The sequence below is a fragment of the Microcystis viridis FACHB-1342 genome (genome assembly GCF_014698335.1).
Taxonomy (GTDB): domain Bacteria; phylum Cyanobacteriota; class Cyanobacteriia; order Cyanobacteriales; family Microcystaceae; genus Microcystis; species Microcystis ichthyoblabe_A.
Window position 1 is genome coordinate 62,642 of sequence record NZ_JACJSV010000005.1, and the last position, 15,290, is coordinate 77,931.

Annotated in this window: 15 protein-coding genes and 1 pseudogene; 3 read left to right on the forward strand and 13 right to left on the reverse strand. The window is 46.2% G+C overall.

From position 1 onward, the window contains the following. Positions 1-135 precede the first annotated feature (135 nt). The 3 genes from H6G40_RS03240 to efp all read right to left on the reverse strand — a co-directional run bounded on the left by H6G40_RS03240 (position 136) and on the right by efp (position 2,346). Complete coding sequence (locus H6G40_RS03240) at positions 136-1,122, reverse strand: zinc-dependent alcohol dehydrogenase family protein (protein WP_190537273.1); 987 nt, start codon at positions 1,120-1,122, stop codon at positions 136-138. A gap of 5 nt (positions 1,123-1,127) precedes the next feature. Further along, entirely contained in the window at positions 1,128-1,622 is a 495-nt protein-coding gene (accB, locus tag H6G40_RS03245; RefSeq protein WP_002733878.1) for an acetyl-CoA carboxylase biotin carboxyl carrier protein, read from the reverse strand. A gap of 166 nt (positions 1,623-1,788) precedes the next feature. Then, the gene (gene efp, locus H6G40_RS03250; RefSeq protein WP_002732990.1) at positions 1,789-2,346 is read right to left on the reverse strand and encodes an elongation factor P; all 558 of its coding nucleotides are present in this window, start codon (positions 2,344-2,346) and stop codon (positions 1,789-1,791) included. Between the two features lie 176 nt (positions 2,347-2,522). Here efp and H6G40_RS03255 point away from each other — a divergent pair, with 176 nt between their 5' ends. After that, positions 2,523-2,840, forward strand: coding sequence for a DUF3067 family protein (locus tag H6G40_RS03255; protein WP_002732720.1), 318 nt, complete (start codon positions 2,523-2,525; stop codon positions 2,838-2,840). 65 nt (positions 2,841-2,905) lie between these two features. On the opposite strand, the gene H6G40_RS03260 is transcribed toward H6G40_RS03255, so the two are convergent. The 9 genes and pseudogenes from H6G40_RS03260 to H6G40_RS03300 form a co-directional block, all read right to left on the reverse strand. Further along, the gene (locus H6G40_RS03260) at positions 2,906-3,016 is read right to left on the reverse strand and encodes a DUF2887 domain-containing protein (protein ID WP_223210947.1); all 111 of its coding nucleotides are present in this window, start codon (positions 3,014-3,016) and stop codon (positions 2,906-2,908) included. 29 nt (positions 3,017-3,045) lie between these two features. Next, positions 3,046-3,270 (reverse strand): annotated as a pseudogene (locus H6G40_RS03265) (Rpn family recombination-promoting nuclease/putative transposase); the annotation flags it as partial. 42 nt (positions 3,271-3,312) lie between these two features. Then, on the reverse strand, positions 3,313-4,155 hold the full coding sequence (locus tag H6G40_RS03270; protein WP_069475535.1) for an Rpn family recombination-promoting nuclease/putative transposase: 843 nt from the start codon (positions 4,153-4,155) through the stop codon (positions 3,313-3,315). A gap of 29 nt (positions 4,156-4,184) precedes the next feature. Next, positions 4,185-5,003 carry an Rpn family recombination-promoting nuclease/putative transposase gene (locus tag H6G40_RS03275; protein WP_190537275.1) on the reverse strand — a complete coding sequence of 273 codons (819 nt, stop codon included), beginning with the start codon at positions 5,001-5,003 and terminating at the stop codon, positions 4,185-4,187. A 28-nt stretch (positions 5,004-5,031) separates the two neighbouring features. Further along, complete coding sequence (locus H6G40_RS03280) at positions 5,032-8,478, reverse strand: DEAD/DEAH box helicase family protein (protein ID WP_190537277.1); 3,447 nt, start codon at positions 8,476-8,478, stop codon at positions 5,032-5,034. A gap of 228 nt (positions 8,479-8,706) precedes the next feature. Beyond that, the gene (locus H6G40_RS03285) at positions 8,707-9,909 is read right to left on the reverse strand and encodes a restriction endonuclease subunit S (protein ID WP_190537280.1); all 1,203 of its coding nucleotides are present in this window, start codon (positions 9,907-9,909) and stop codon (positions 8,707-8,709) included. 83 nt (positions 9,910-9,992) lie between these two features. Next, the gene (locus tag H6G40_RS03290) at positions 9,993-10,304 is read right to left on the reverse strand and encodes a nucleotidyltransferase family protein (protein WP_002775244.1); all 312 of its coding nucleotides are present in this window, start codon (positions 10,302-10,304) and stop codon (positions 9,993-9,995) included. Positions 10,305-10,348: 44 nt separating this feature from the next. Then, positions 10,349-10,567: a hypothetical protein gene (locus H6G40_RS03295; protein WP_069475531.1), complete on the reverse strand. Its 219-nt coding sequence runs from the start codon at positions 10,565-10,567 to the stop codon at positions 10,349-10,351. A gap of 3 nt (positions 10,568-10,570) precedes the next feature. Then, on the reverse strand, positions 10,571-12,058 hold the full coding sequence (locus H6G40_RS03300; protein ID WP_190537282.1) for a type I restriction-modification system subunit M: 1,488 nt from the start codon (positions 12,056-12,058) through the stop codon (positions 10,571-10,573). A 319-nt stretch (positions 12,059-12,377) separates the two neighbouring features. Here H6G40_RS03300 and H6G40_RS03305 point away from each other — a divergent pair, with 319 nt between their 5' ends. Together H6G40_RS03305 and H6G40_RS03310 are read left to right on the forward strand one after the other, a co-directional pair. Beyond that, positions 12,378-12,569 carry a hypothetical protein gene (locus H6G40_RS03305; RefSeq protein WP_002734734.1) on the forward strand — a complete coding sequence of 64 codons (192 nt, stop codon included), beginning with the start codon at positions 12,378-12,380 and terminating at the stop codon, positions 12,567-12,569. Next, positions 12,562-12,825, forward strand: coding sequence for a type II toxin-antitoxin system RelE family toxin (locus H6G40_RS03310; RefSeq protein WP_002733564.1), 264 nt, complete (start codon positions 12,562-12,564; stop codon positions 12,823-12,825). Before H6G40_RS03305 ends, H6G40_RS03310 begins: the two co-directional genes overlap by 8 nt. Before the next feature lie 79 nt (positions 12,826-12,904). Here H6G40_RS03310 and glmS read toward each other — a convergent pair whose 3' ends face one another. Continuing rightward, complete coding sequence (gene glmS, locus H6G40_RS03315; RefSeq protein ID WP_190537284.1) at positions 12,905-14,806, reverse strand: glutamine--fructose-6-phosphate transaminase (isomerizing); 1,902 nt, start codon at positions 14,804-14,806, stop codon at positions 12,905-12,907. Between the last annotated feature and the right edge of the window lie 484 nt (positions 14,807-15,290).

Consider the following 15,290-nt stretch of genomic DNA (forward strand, 5'->3'; position numbering starts at 1 on the left):
TTTTTCCGTCATACACAGTATCCTGCTTTTGATTTTAACGTAATCAGGTTGACCGATTGGCAAAAGTGTAGCGGTGGTTTGCCCTCTCCCTGCTTTAACAACTTCTGCTGCTCACCAGTAGTAACAAGCAGATTTCTAGTCGATAATTAGGGCAATTTTCCCCGTCACCGCACCAGTTTCTAGCAATTGATGGGCGCTGCTAGCTGCCGCTAAAGGAAAGGTTTGGGAGAGATGAATAGTTAACTTTTTCTCATCAATTAAACGCGCCCCTTGCCTGAGAATTTCTGTTTGATATTTTTGCGCTTCTGGCAGTCCCATCAAAGCCGGGGTTAACATTAATTCTAAACTAATCCGCAAATTGCGATCGCGGGCTTCTTTCCAGCTGCCCGTAGGTTCCAAAATCGTCACCATATCGCCGTATACTCGCACCGCTCGGCAAGTTTGCCCAAAAGTTGCCCCTCCCACCGTATCAAAAGCGATATCTACCCCTTTCCCTGCGGTTTCTTCAAGTATCGCCGCGACAAAATCGGTTTGTTTGTATAAAATCGGGTAATCTGCCCCTAATTGCCGCACTAAACGCTCTTTATCGCTATTTCCCACCGTTGTATAAACTTTAGCCCCTTTCAGTTTCGCCAATTGAATCGCAACATGACCAACACCCCCGGCCCCGCCATGGATCAGGACGCTTTGTCCCGATTGCAGACGAGCGCGATCGTAGAGTGCTTCCCAAGCGGTGATTAAAACCAAAGGTACAGCGGCCGCCTCGGCAAAAGAAAGAGATTTCGGCTTGTGGGCTAGATAATCCGCCTCGATTAGGGCATATTCGGCATAATTTCCCGTGCCGGTCCTGCCCAGTCCGCCGCTACAAAAGTACACTTCATCCCCGGGGCGAAAATCCTGCACCGCCGACCCAACGGCCTCGACAATTCCCGCCCCGTCACAGCCCAAAATCGCTGGCATTTGCTCGGGATAAAAAGTGCCGCGTTTACGAATTTTTGTATCAATAGGGTTGACACCAGCGGCTTTTAATGCTACTAAAACCTGATGCGGTTGACTAATTTTCGGGGTGGGGACTTGCTGAAGTTGCAGCACATCCACGGCGGTCATGAGGATAGCTTTCATTCTATCTATTCGGGATTAACCCACATTAACGTCTGGCCAAATTCCACTGGTTCACCGTTAGCGACGGCGATTTCGACGATTTGCCCAGCTACTTCCGCTTCGATTTCGTTCATCAACTTCATCGCTTCGATGATACAGACCGTTTGTCCGACACGGATCCGATCGTTTTTTTCCACGAAAGACGGTTCATCGGGAGCGGGAGCGCGATAAAAAGTGCCGACCATGGGAGAGGTAATCGCCAGCCATTTTTTATCAATAGCGGCGGCCACGGGTTCGGGGGTGGGGGTTTCCGGGGCCGGGGTGGTACCGGCGGCTACCACTGGAGGGGCAACCGGGGCTGTCACCACCGGCAAGGGAGCGGGGAGAGAACCAAGGACGGTATTAACGGTTCCTTTGCGGATATTTAGCTCCAAATCTGCACTTTTTAGGCTAAATTCACTGATATCCGTGGCTGCCAATGTTTTGATCAGTTCTCGAATTTCGTTGTAATCAATAGTCACCGCTCTGAAATCCCCCCGCAAATAAAAAGCAACAAATCCAAATTCGCACCCACCAAACCGTCGATTTTTGACATCTAGCGGCTAAGTTTTGGGAAACAGGCTAGAGAAAACTGGCTTTAGTCCTAAATCCGTCCCTAAGGCCTCATTTCTGGGCTTCTGATCACAATTATTCCCGTCCCAGATAGGAACCATCCCTGGTGTCCACTTTAATCCTTTCACCGATGGAAATAAACAGGGGAACCATCACCTGCGCTCCCGTTTCTACGATCGCCGGTTTCGTGCCACCGGTGGCCGTATCTCCCTTGACTCCCGGATCTGTATCGGTGATTTCCAAGATTACCGAGGTGGGCAATTCTACCTCTAATACTTGCTCATTCCAAAAGAGAATATTGACTTCCATCCCTTCCTTCAGATACTTGGCTCGATCGCCCATTTGTGCTGGGGTGAGAGTTGCTTCCTCAAAAGTCTCCATGTCCATGAAGACAAACTGATCGCCTTCTTTGTAGGTGTGCTGCATGGTGCGCTTTTCGATCGTGGCTGAGGGCAAGGTTTCCCCGGCCCGGAACGTCCGTTCTACCACGTTGCCCGTCTGGACATTTTTTAACTTGGTTCGCACGAAGGCCGATCCCTTACCCGGTTTAACGTGCAGGAATTCCACCACCCGCCAGACAGAGCCATCGATCTGGATGGTCGTACCACTCCGAAAGTCGTTACTCGAAATCATGAAATGCTGTTTAGGCCAAGAAAGATCAACATTCCATTTTACATACTCGCCGTACCGAAAAAAACTTTTTTATGGGAATTGGTCTGAATCGAAGCGCGGTGGACTAACCTAGGGGCGGCAGCTAAAAGTAAGTTAGAATTAATTGACTGACTGACATCTGAGAAGCGATATTAACCATGACGGGTGTGGACTTACAGCAATTATTACTAGAAAAATGGGGTCGTTCCTACGATATCCAGCTACGACGCATCAAAGATAAGGTTCATGTCCAGGTAATGTGGAAATATCTCGAACAAGCTTCTTTTCCCCTCTCCGAGTCTGAATATCTGGAACATCTCAATGCGATCGCTAATTATCTCCACGAATGGGGTGGTGTTAGTCAATTTCAAGCTTTTATCCGCGAAACCCGCGAGCGTCCCCGTCTCGGTAAAGCGGTTAGTCTGCCCCTAGATCTGGGTGAAAGGGCATCGGAATGGCTGATCAGTGATCAGTGATCAGTTATTACAATTACATTATCGAAATTTGTGGGTATTACTCGAATATACTAGCATTACTGGGATTATTGGATTTTACTAACATTGAGAATACTTAAACCAGGGAGTTGAATTAATTCAAAGAAGATAGAGGGGAATGATTGAAAGAGTTGATAAAAAATCGTGTCAGTTTTCATGCTTTTATTCTAAAAGGCGATCGCTTTTTTTATGTCCCTTTTTGTATAGCTCTAACCTGTTCAACCTCTAATTCTAAGGCGGATGCGACTTGCTCAACGCTTAACCCTAAAGCTAACAAACGAGGGACCGCCTCTAGTGCTTTGTTTAGTCTGCCTTCCTGACGACCTTCCTGACGCGCTTCCTCGCGCACATCTTGAAAATACTGAGTTTGTTTTAATTCATCTAAACTAAACATAGTTTCTATCTCCCGACGATAGGATTAACAGGACTTCCTAGACATAAGGACAGAAGGAGATTATCTCCCTTTTTGTATAGCTCTAACCTGTTCAACCTCTAACTCTAACGCGGATGCGACTTGCTCAACGCTTAACCCTAAAGCTAACAAACGAGGAACAGCCTCTAGTGCTTTGTTTAGTCTGCCTTGCTCAATGCCTTCCTGACGACCTTCCTGACGACCTTCCTGACGACCTTCCTGACGCGCTTCCTCGCGCACATCTTGAAAATACTGAGTTTGTTTTAATTCATCTAAACTAAACATAGTTTCTATCTCCCGACGATTGAGAAGCGGTAACTTATAAACGAGAATCGTCTCTATTAATTGTAAGAGTTCTTGGGGTTTTTGGTCGGGGGTTAATTCTTCTCTCACTCTTTGGATTAATTTTCGGGTGCTATCAATCGCTTTTGCTTTAGATAGGGTGATTAATTGGACTGTGGCTAAACCAATCGAAGTTTGAGGAATGTTTTCTAATTCATTCAGATAAATCCGTCTGACTCGCTCGGAGTTGAGAAGTTCCCGATAGCGTTGAACTTTATCGGTTTCTACTTGAGGGTTAGGATAGACAATCACACCCCGCCAATCATTGGTTAAGTCAGTTTTACTGAGATATAAGAATATTTCGGTGAAAAAGCGCTGATAAAAAGCCTCATCCTCTTGAAATTGTACCTCACAAAAGTAGATAGGAGTCTGGGGGTTATTATTTTGAGGTAGAAAGACTCCATCAAGACGAAAAGAAAGTTGTTTGACTTCCACTGAGTCAAAGCGGTAGTTATTGGCTTCGTTGATGGGGAGTTGAATTAATTCAAAGAAGATAGAGGGGAATGATTGAAAGAGTTGATAAAAAATCGTGTCAGTTTTCATGCTCTTATTTTATAAGGCGATCGCTTTTTTTATGTCCCGTTTTGTATAGCTCTAACCTGTTTAACCTCTAACTCTAACGCGGATGCGACTTGCTCAACACTTAACCCTAGGGCTAACAAACGAGGGACCGCCTCTAATGCTTTGTTTAGTCTGCCTTCCTGACGACCTTCCTGACGACCTTCCTGACGCGCTTCCTCGCGCACATCTTGAAAATACTGAGTTTGTTTTAATTCATCTAAACTGAACATAGTTTCTATCTCCCGACGATTGAGAAGCGGTAACTTATAAACGAGAATCGTCTCTATTAATTGTAAGAGTTCTTGCGGTTTTTGGTCGGGGGTTAATTCTTCTCTCACTCTTTGGATTAATTTTCGGGTGCTATCAATCGCTTTTGCTTTAGATAGGGTGATTAATTGGACTGTGGCTAAACCAATCGAAGTTTGAGGAATGTTTTCTAATTCATTCAGATAAATCCGTCTCACTCGCTCGGAGTTGAGGAGTTCCCGATAGCGTTGAACTTTATCGGTTTCTACTTGAGGGTTAGGATAGACAATCACACCCCGCCAATCATTGGTTAAGTCAGTTTTACTGAGATATAAGAATATTTCGGTGAAAAAGCGCTGATAAAAAGCCTCATCCTCTTGAAATTGTACCTCACAAAAGTAGATAGGAGTCTGGGGGTGATTATTTTGAGGCAGAAAGACTCCATCAAGACGAAAAGAAAGTTGTTTGACTTCCACTGAGTCAAAGCGGTAGTTATTGGCTTCGCTGATAGGGAGTTGAATTAATTCAAAGAAGATAGAGGGGAATGATTGAAAGAGTTGATAAAAAATCGTGTCAGTTTTCATGCTTTTATTTCTTCATCCGCGCTTGTTCTTAAACCGCATCAACGGACTCATTAAACGATCGCACAATCGAGACGATCCGATCAGCTTCCTGATCATTAAACATCCCATCTAGCCCTTCGGGATGGTTATCAGTAAAGGGAGGCTCGTAGAGCGCCCCCGGATTGATAACTCCGTTTTTAGTGAGGATATCGATGATATTTTCGATAAAACGGATTTGATTGGCCGAGAAGTTTGTCCCCTGCAAATAACGGGCAAAAGCTTGTTTAGCCGCTTGGCGTGCCGCTACGCGGATCCCTGCGGGATCAAGTCCGACGATTTCCAGGATCAGGAGCTTGAGGCTTTTTGTCTGGCCAAAGACCTCCTCAAAACGTTGACGGCTCTCAATTTCTGCGGCCGAAAATAGCATCTCCTCTAGGGCAGATAAATCCGTCTCCGTTAGGGGGATATTGCGCCGCAACTTAGCGATCGCAAGGTGATCCTGATGCTGACGGATATAGGCCTCCACTTTCCGGCGATACTGTTCGCGACTAAAACCGGTCTGATGGGTGGGAATATCGACAATCTGCACCTCCCCCATCTCATCGACAAAATCGGTGATCACGATCTGCTGCTTTTGGCGATCGATAAACTTGACCAGATCCCGGACACGCACCCGAATCCCCTCCACCATTGACGGCGTTGCTCTGATCCACCAGCTTTCGTCCTGCACCTCGCGAATAAAGGCCAATTGTCCCTTAATCATCGGGATATCGGGCTTAGTCTCCAGTTGACCGAGAATATCCCGCACTTTGTCCCGCAATCGCTCATAACTACGGTCGGCCTTGAGAATGGCTAATTGCAGTTTCACACAGAGAAGGTCGAATTCCTTGGCCAGGGGATCCTCATTGGGCAGACTATTGGGTAAACCGGCCAAGGAGTCGGCAATGGTGGCCGCGTCCTCCTGACTGAGGTTGTTCCAACGCTGGCGCTGACTAAAGGTTTCCACCTGCGGCAAGCGACGACGCACGAGGAAATTATCCCGGGGCATGGTGGCGATGTGTTGATGGAGTGCATCGAGCAAACTCGTGTATAGGTCGTCGGCCCGCTCGACTTTGTAAGTAGAGGACTGCTCTCTTGCCCTAGGTGTCGCGCTTGGCTGGGCGGGAGCGAGACGGGTTGCCAACTCGAGGCGATGTTTAACTAGGCGACTGGTGAGGCTTTCGGGTATTTTCTGGCTTGTTTCATCGATATCCTGCTCGAAATACTCGAAATTCCCGCAGAGGTCGAAGACCAGAAACTCGGTTTTATGGTTGCCAGACCCAAACAAATCCTGACAGAGACGGGTCCCGCGCCCGATCATCTGATTGAACTTCACCCGGGAGAATACGGGCTTAAAAAAGACCAAATTGACCACTTCCGGCACATCTACGCCGGTATCGAGCATATCCACCGAGACGGCCAAAATCGGTTCTTTGTTGACCTCGCTGAAGTCATCGAGCAGACTCTGGGCGTATTTGTCGTGACTGTCAATAATTTTGGCGAAATGACCTTTGTAGTGAGGATAGTTACTGTTAAAGCGATCGCAGATACATTGGGCGTGTCGGTGATTACGGGCAAAAATAATCGTTTTACCCAATCGATCGCCACTGTTGACCTTTAGCCCCCGTTGCATCAATAATTCTAATGCTTGATCCACGGTGTCGATATTGAACAACCAGTGATTAAAGGCAGCTGCGTTAATTGCCTGCGGTAGTTCGCCGCTTTCCTCGTCCCGGAACTTCTCCTCGTAGTCTAGCTGCTCCTGTGGGGTTAGCTCACTGTATTTAACCCCAGTACGCAGAAACTTAAACGGCACAGTAACGCCCTTGGGGGGGACAAGGTAGCCATCCCTAACGGCATCATTTAACTCGTAGGCGAAGGTAGGCACGCCCTGGGGTAGCTGGAAAATGCGGTAGGTGTCCCGGTCTATTTCCGAGCGCGGCGTGGCAGTTAGCCCCACCAGCAGGGCATCGAAATAATGGAAGATTTCGCCGTATTTCTGATAAATGGAGCGATGGGCCTCATCGATGATCACTAGGTCAAAATAACCCACCCCAAAGATTCGCCCCTCTCCATCCATGCGATCGATGGCGTTGAGCATGGTTTGATAGGTGGAGAAGAGGACGTTAGCCCCCGTCACGTCCTTGCTGCGGGTCAGATGCAGGACGGTAACGCTGGGTAGATGACGCTGAAAGGCTCGATAGGCTTGCTTTAATAGGGCATTGCGATCGGCCAGAAACAGGACTCGGTTTACCCAATTGGCGCTCTTGAGCAGTTCCACCAATGCGATCGCCGTTCGGGTTTTGCCGGTTCCGGTGGCCATAACCAAGAGGGAATTACGGGCGCACTTTTCTTCAAAGGTTTCGGTGATGCGGCGGATGGCCTCTTTCTGGTAGGGACGGCCGACGATATCCTCGTTAATGGCGGTGTCCCTGAGGCGTTTACGGTGGGAACGGCGGAAAATTAGCCGTTCTAGCTCGGTTTTTCGCAGGAAACCGAGGACGGGACGGGGGGGATAGGTGAGATCATCCCAGAGATAGGTTTCATAGCCGTTGCTGTAGAAAATAACGGGGCGTTGGTTGTAGTTTTTTTCTAAGCAGTCGGCGTAGAGTTTGGCCTGATCTTGTCCGATGTCGGCGCTTTTGCTGGTGCGTTTTGCTTCCACGAGGGCGAGGGGTTTGCCGTCATCACCCCATAGTACATAATCGACGAAACCGCGCCCAGTATCCCCCGGCTTTTGGATGGGCATCCCCCACACCTCGAACTCTGTGGCGTTGGGGGCTTTGGTATCCCAGCCGGCCTCTTGGAGTAGTACATCGATCAGGTAGCGGCGGGTGTCGGCTTCGTTGTAGTCGTGCCGGTCAGCGATCGCTCGATTTTGGGCGAGGAGGGCATCCCGTTCGGCCCTAGCGGCCGCGAGTTCGGCCTCGGTTTGGCGCTGTTTTGCTTCGGCCAATTGGCGCAGGGCATCGCTTTGGGACAGGCGTTTTTCCAGGTCTTGCAGTTGTTTGGGAGCGGGGGGTGCGGCCGGGGGTATCTTCTGGCGATCAAAGCTAATATCGCCCAATTTTCGCCCATTCTGCCCATAGTAGCGCACCAGCCAGTAGGTGAGATGAAATAGTTCCTCGATCAGGTGCAGGGAGTCCCGTTCACTGATGGGGCTGGTATGGTGGGCGGCGTTGTTGCCGACTTTGTGGATGGTGCGAATTTTGCCGAAAAGTCCAGGTTTAAGGTTATCTTTAAAGGTTTGCTCGTGGATGAGAGCGCCTAGGCTATTGTCCCGGGGCGGTTGCAGGTAGGGGTCGTTTTCATAGAGCCAGCAGACCATTTGCTCTAGGACAAAACGGGTATAGAAGCAACTGGCCCGGGGGTTGCTGAAGACTAATCCCTCCGCTTGGCTGGCATGATCGTAGATTGTCGGGAATTGATCTCGCAGGAAGGAGAAGTTTGAGTCCATATTGCGCTCCCCAGTCTATAACTTTATTATTCCCAAAGTTTTGGCTATCTCTATATTTTACCTGATTATTGTTTAACAGTTATATAAAAAAACAGCAAGTTCGGTTATTTTATCTAGGGTTTTCCCTAGTGACAGTGTGAGATGATAGGAATCTTGGTTAATTGTCCAACGGTCTTTTTTAATGGTATTTCCCACAAGATTATGGCAGTAATCCGCCGGCTGCCATGGCTACAGTTCCCCCCTAAATGCTCTTTGTAAAAGGGAATTAAAGAGATTTTCGGATTCTTGAGAACAAGATGTTAAACTTTCTTTTGAAGACTGTATTTTGGAGGCTATTTCTAAAAATTCTTTTTGTTTATAGATGGGAGGCACTGGAACAATAAAATCTTTTATCATATTGAGATGCAAATCAGGAACTCCAATACCTTTAATAGATCGATCTGCTTGACGTTTAAGTGCTGGTGTAGCCAATGCTTCTTTCAGAAATTCGGGGAAAATCAAATCTCTTTGGGGTTTAATAAGGCAAACGCTCACATATAGTGAAAATTCACTCTTTACATTCACAAGGGCTGGACGACCATATGTTGCCCCGACCTTTGTGTATAAAATATCGCCCAGATCGGGGTTACATCTTTTCTTATATTTTTTGTGATCTTCTTCGCTGATGAACTTGCAATCATCAAACTTTAATTCGCCCGTTGTAATATCTTTAACAGAAATAAAAGGGACTCCTTGCTCAGTATAATTTGGTCGAGAGTGAACACCATCGGTGATTTTAGTGGTGACTTCCTCTAGTTTCTTTATCTCCCACCCTTTCGGATTAGTAACAGGATCACCGAACATCTCTAGGAAAGTCGATTTTAACAACTCCTCAGTTAACCGTATTGCCTCCTTGCGCTTGCGTCGCACCCCATCCGCTTTATCTAAAATTGCCGCAATTCTTCGCTGTTCTTCGAGGGGTGGGAGGGGGATTTTTATCCTTTTCAAGTTCCCCACTGGTAACTGTTTGAGTGCTGTACCAGTTTGAAGTTGACTTATTTGTCCTTTAACTCGATCCCCTTCAAAACAATAAAGTAAATAAAGTGGATCTATCTTGTGGGGATTTGGGCGTAGTAAAACAAGTTGAGCATTGATATTAGAATCATTATATCTTTTGGGTACTAAGGCAACTTTCCCTAAATCACCTCTAGTGCTAATTAGAACATCGTTCGTTTTCAAATGCCCTTTTTTAAGAAGACCATGCTTTTGGGGCGATATAAAGTACATTTCCTCATCCGAAATACTTTTGTTAACCAAATTATTAGCCCGTATAAAAGGAACACCACTTTCTATAAATTCTTCTGATCTCGGATATTTAGACGAATAGTTTCCATCAGATATATGAATATCAAGATCACCAATTTCCAGCCACTGAATCATATTTTTGCTCATCCCAACATCTCCTTTAACGCGTGTAAAACCTGATCAATCTTATTTTCAAACATAAATCAAACATCCTTTCGGTTGACTAAAACTCACGAACTACAGGGGACATATTCCACCTCATCGAGAATTCGTTGTCCAAAAAAAGGACTCAGTGACTCAGGTGTAACCAGATCCACACTCCGACCAAACAAGTCCTCCAAAAAGAAACATAAATCCATAAAATTATTAAATGTCTTCATCCCGGGTTGAAACACCACCAAAATATCCACATCGCTCTTCTCTGTCGTCTGCTCTGTCCGAAAAGAGCCAAACAAACCACAGCGACTAACTCCCAATCGCCGTAATTCGGCTTGATTTTGCTCTAGCAGACTGATTACCTGTTGCTTTGTCGTTACAGTCATCACATCCCCTCTAAATGCCGACAAATCTTATTTTCAAACATAAATCAAATATCCTTTCGGTTGACCGCTTCGATAGGATCTAGTAGAGGGATGGGAAAATGTTCCTGTTCATAGGCATCAACCAGTGTGGCAAGCAAATCTAAGCGCGCTGCTTCCGGTGTCCCCGGAGGTACTTCCAGAAGCGACTCAATCTCCAGTAAAGCGGCCTCATACTCGGATTCGGTTTTGAGAGGATGTAGGTCTAATGGCTGTAGATTTTTCATCTCCTAATCTCCTAACATCTCCTCTAATGCGTCCAAATCCTGACGAATATCAGCCTCTAAAGCCCTTAACTTCTGTAAAATCACCTTCGGCGGCTCATAGCTCACTTCCTCGTACTCTATCTCCTTATAGCGGTTAATTGATAGATCATAAGCATTGGCCTGAATCTCCTCGCGAGGCACAAAAAACGCCTTCCCTTTGCGATTGGTATCCTTAGCGGAGTCGCGTTGCTGCCAACAGCGCAGCAAGTCTGGGATATCATTATCGGCAATCGGTTGGCGCTTATCATCGAGAGAGAAACCATCCGCCACCATGTCATAAAACCAAACGAAGTCAGTCCCCTTTTCCCTTACCCCCAGCTTCGTAAAAATCAGGATCGCGGTAGATACCCCCGCATAAGGTTTAAACACCCCCGACGGCATCGATATCACCCCCTCTAGCTTATGTTCTTCTACCAAGATGGTGCGGATGTCCTTATGGGCCTTGGACGAGCCAAATAGCACCCCATCCGGCACAATTACCGCACCTTTTCCCCCCGTCTTCAGCAAGCGCAAAAACAGGGCCATGAATAATAACTCGGTTTTAGTGGTGTCGATGATTTTCGATAAATCCTTGGCAATAGTGGACTTCTCCAGCGAACCCTTAAACGGTGGATTAGCCAGAATCATGGTAAAACTATCCTCTACCCCGGCGTGATCCTCCGATAGGGAATCCCGGGCCTCGATAATCGGCTGCTCGATACCGTGTAACATCAGGTTCATGCTGCCGATGCGTAACATCGTCCCATCGAAATCAAAACCGTGGAACATTTGGTTATTGAAATGCTCTAGGTTGCCGCGTTCATGGAGCAAACGTCCCCCCTCGCTGTCCTTTAACTCCCGCACATACTCGGCAGCCGCCACTAAAAAGCCTCCTGTGCCACAGGCCGGATCACAGATAACCTCCCGGGGTCCCGGCGCTAATAACTCCACCATCATTTTGATAATATGGCGCGGTGTGCGAAACTGTCCGTTAGTCCCGGCTGTACTCAGTTTCGAGAGCATATACTCGTAAAGGTCGCCTTTGGTGTCCCGATCCTCCATGGGGATTTTTTCAATTTGTTCGATTACTGTCCCCAGCAGGGCCGGGGAGGCGATGAGAAACACCGCGTCCTTCATGTGTTTAGCGTAGGTGCTACCCTTGGACAATTGCCCCAGATCTTTGATAAAGGGAAACGCTTCATCCCGGACAATCTGGAGCATTGTCTCGGCATCATCGAGATTTTTGAAGTGGGACCAACGGATATGCTGTTGGCTGGGGGTAAAGGTGGGATTTTCGAGGTTTTCGCCTAATCTTTGGGATTTACGCTCCTTAGCTAGTTCTAGGTCATCTAGGCGCTTGATGAAGAGTAAATAGGAAATCTGCTCGATTACCGAAAGCGGGTTACTAATGCCGTTATTCCAGAAGGTTGTCCAAAGTTTATCTATTTTGGATTTTAATTCGCCGGTGATCATCGCTGTTTATTTGTTCACTGCTTTTAATATTGCAGTAATATTGTACTGAAAATCGGGGGATCTCTTAGGTTTTCTGGGTAAAATATATTCTAAGTAGCTGGTTATAATTGAATTAAAGATGGATTTTAGGTTCGATCCCCCCTGCCCCCCTTGATAAGGGGAGTGCCGATCCCCCCTTAGTCCCCCCTTGATAAGGGGGGCATCTGATAATTTTTAACGCCTACCTACTTAAAACTGGCGAGGAGGTGGAACAAACCACAAAGACACAAAGGACACAAAGATTGATCGCTCCTATATAAGTTCAAGTTATCAAACAATTATGAAAGGAATTAACTTTGTGATTAATGAAAAAGGGGAAAAGAAAGCTGTTCTCATTGACTTAGAAGAATGGGGAGAGCTTTGGGAAGACTTTTCTGATATTTTAGTCTCTCGTAGTCGAGAAAATGAATCAGAAATTTCTTGGGATGAATTAAAACAAGAATTAGAAACAGAAAATACATTCGATGAGTAATTATCAAATTCGATTGAAAACCTCTGCGGCTAAAGAATTTAAAAAATTACCTTCTTCGATTAGGCAACGGGTGAGTGACAGTCTTGAGAAATTACAGCAAGATCCCCGTCCCTCTGGTGTTGTAAAACTAAAAGGAGAAGATAAAATGTATCGGCTTCGTGTTGGTGATTACCGCATTGTTTACACAATAGAGGATAATGATAAAATAATAAAGGTTACTAGAATCGGACACCGACAAGATGTTTATCAAGAATAAAAAATTAAAATGCCCATGTAAGCTAAGACGCATTTTAACCGCCTATCCTTAGATTAGCTGAATCTCCCCCAACCGAACCCTATTCCACCGTGACACTTTTGGCTAAATTGCGCGGCTGATCCACGTCTAAACCGCGACGGGCTGCGATATGATAGGAGAGCAATTGTAGGGGAATTACTGTTAAAATTGGCGATAATAATTCCTCAATTTCCGGCACATACAACAAATCATTAAAGACTTTTGGTGCTTCCGTATCGCTGTCAGCAACTACTCCCAATAACCGCGCATCCCTTGCTTTTGCTTCCTGTGCATTGGAGAGAACCTTATCATAAACTATCCCCGGCATCGCAATCGCTACTACGGGAACTTTTGCATCTAAAAGCGCAATTGGTCCGTGTTTCATTTCTCCGGCGGGATAGCCTTCCGCATGAATATAACTGATTTCTTTGAGTTTTAAGGCCCCTTCTAAAGCGATGGGGAAATTAATCCCCCGTCCCAAGAAAATAAAGTCCTGGGTGTCATTAAATTCATGGGCCAATTCTTCGATCGCTTTTTCCTGTGTTTCTAAGACAGTTTCGATCGATCTTGGCAGCGATCGCATTTGATTAATAATTTCCTCGATTCTCTCTAAAGACAGAGTTTGACGACGATAGGATAAATCCAAAGCTAAGAGATAAAAACCCAATAACTGGGCGGTAAAACTCTTAGTTGCCGCCACCCCGATTTCGATCCCCGCTTGGGTATTAATAATCTGATCGACCATTTGTGCTAGGGTACTTTCGGGGCGATTAGTAATCCCGATAATCCGGGCCTGATATTTTTTTTCTAATCCTAAACGACGCTGTTTTTCCGTTTCCAAAGCCGCTAAAGTGTCGGCTGTTTCCCCCGATTGCGTCACCCCGATGGTTAAAGTATTGGGCATCAGGGGGGTGGGTGCATAGCGAAATTCCGAGGCGTACTGTACTCTTGTGGGAATACCTGCCAACTGCTCAATCAAGTATTTACCCACTAAACTAGCGTGCCAACTGGTTCCACAGGCTAAAATCTGAATATGTTCTAAATTTTCGTAAATTTCCTCAGAAAAATTAAGATTTATCGGGTTGACATTATCACCATTTTGTGCTGTCCAATGGGGATGCAGATAGGTCCCTAAACAGTCGCGCACCACTCCTGGTTGTTCGTGGATTTCCTTGAGCATGAAGTGACGATAGCCCTGTTTTTCTACGTTGGTCGGACTCCAATCGAGGACTCTGGGGCTTTTACGGACTCTTTTCCCTTCAAAATTATAAATTTCTACTCCCAAGGGTGTTAACCGAGCGATTTCGCCATTATCCAAGGACAGCACTGCCCGGGTATGGGGAACCAAAGCACTAACATCGGAGGCACAGAAAAACTCCCCTTGACCGAAACCGATGATTAAAGGGGCGTGTTGCCGCACGACAATCAATTCATCGGGATAATCGGGACTAATCACCCCTAGGGCAAAAGCACCCTCTAAACGTTCGATCGCCCTTAAAACTGCCTTGAGGAAAGGACTCACCCCTAAGTCTTCTTCATCGGTAGGTTTGGGTAGATAACTGGCGATTAGATGGGGAATAACTTCTGTGTCGGTTTCCGAGTCAAATATACAGCCTTTTTCCTTTAATTCTGTTCTTAATGCCTGAAAATTTTCGACAATGCCATTCTGTACCACTGCCACCCGTTGACTATTATCCGTGTGGGGATGGGCATTACTTTCTATGGGTTTGCCGTGGGTTGCCCAACGGGTGTGACCGATGCCAATTTGGGAGGGATTAACTTCCTGTTCTAATTTTTCTCGCAGATTGTAGAGTTTTCCCTGGGCGCGGACTCGATGTAATTCACCTTCGAGAATTGTGGCAATCCCTGCCGAATCATAACCCCGATATTCTAAACGTTCCAATCCAGCTAGGAGAATATCGATCGCTGTTTGGGTTCCGATATAGCCAACAATTCCGCACATTCTTTCGCTCACCCCATTTAGGCTAAGTCCGATCTATTCTATCGCAAGCTTGACACTTATTTGCTTAGAGGCTCAAGACGCAGGGGCAAGGGTAAAGTTTCCCCTATAGGAGATTGGGGTGTAGGGTGTGGGGTGTGGGGTGTGGGGTGTGGGGTGTGGGGTGTGGGGTGTAGGGTGTGGGGAGAACAAATATATAGATCACTCAGTAGCACACTTTGTTCTTTTTGTCAAAAAAACTTTCTCTTTGCAACAAAACTACACAATTAATTGATCAACGGGTTGGCTGAAAAAAGGCTCTTTAACTGCCATTTATTGCTGTTGCTGAATAGGTGAGTGTAGATTTAGCAAGGGTTTTCAGGATCAACAGACAGCTAAAAACCCCAAAAAGCACAGAGGAACCCATCATTTCATACTGCGAAATTATACCATAATCGCTGGAAGTATTGCAACCTCGTAAACAAATGAGAATTATTTTCAATAAATT

What these genes read in the sequence shown, in the direction of transcription:
- H6G40_RS03300 (WP_190537282.1), bottom strand. Translation starts at nt 12,058, where the DNA reads ATGATCACCGGCGAATTAAAATCCAAAATAGATAAACTTTGGACAACC.
- H6G40_RS03290 (WP_002775244.1), bottom strand. Translation starts at nt 10,304, where the DNA reads ATGACTGTAACGACAAAGCAACAGGTAATCAGTCTGCTAGAGCAAAAT.
- efp (WP_002732990.1), bottom strand. Translation starts at nt 2,346, where the DNA reads ATGATTTCGAGTAACGACTTTCGGAGTGGTACGACCATCCAGATCGAT.
- H6G40_RS03285 (WP_190537280.1), bottom strand. Translation starts at nt 9,909, where the DNA reads ATGAGCAAAAATATGATTCAGTGGCTGGAAATTGGTGATCTTGATATT.
- H6G40_RS03305 (WP_002734734.1), top strand. Translation starts at nt 12,378, where the DNA reads ATGAAAGGAATTAACTTTGTGATTAATGAAAAAGGGGAAAAGAAAGCT.
- H6G40_RS03260 (WP_223210947.1), bottom strand. Translation starts at nt 3,016, where the DNA reads ATGAAAACTGACACGATTTTTTATCAACTCTTTCAATCATTCCCCTCT.
- H6G40_RS03295 (WP_069475531.1), bottom strand. Translation starts at nt 10,567, where the DNA reads ATGAAAAATCTACAGCCATTAGACCTACATCCTCTCAAAACCGAATCC.
- H6G40_RS03270 (WP_069475535.1), bottom strand. Translation starts at nt 4,155, where the DNA reads ATGAAAACTGACACGATTTTTTATCAACTCTTTCAATCATTCCCCTCT.
- H6G40_RS03255 (WP_002732720.1), top strand. Translation starts at nt 2,523, where the DNA reads ATGACGGGTGTGGACTTACAGCAATTATTACTAGAAAAATGGGGTCGT.
- H6G40_RS03280 (WP_190537277.1), bottom strand. Translation starts at nt 8,478, where the DNA reads ATGGACTCAAACTTCTCCTTCCTGCGAGATCAATTCCCGACAATCTAC.
- H6G40_RS03310 (WP_002733564.1), top strand. Translation starts at nt 12,562, where the DNA reads ATGAGTAATTATCAAATTCGATTGAAAACCTCTGCGGCTAAAGAATTT.
- H6G40_RS03240 (WP_190537273.1), bottom strand. Translation starts at nt 1,122, where the DNA reads ATGAAAGCTATCCTCATGACCGCCGTGGATGTGCTGCAACTTCAGCAA.
- glmS (WP_190537284.1), bottom strand. Translation starts at nt 14,806, where the DNA reads ATGTGCGGAATTGTTGGCTATATCGGAACCCAAACAGCGATCGATATT.
- H6G40_RS03275 (WP_190537275.1), bottom strand. Translation starts at nt 5,003, where the DNA reads ATGAAAACTGACACGATTTTTTATCAACTCTTTCAATCATTCCCCTCT.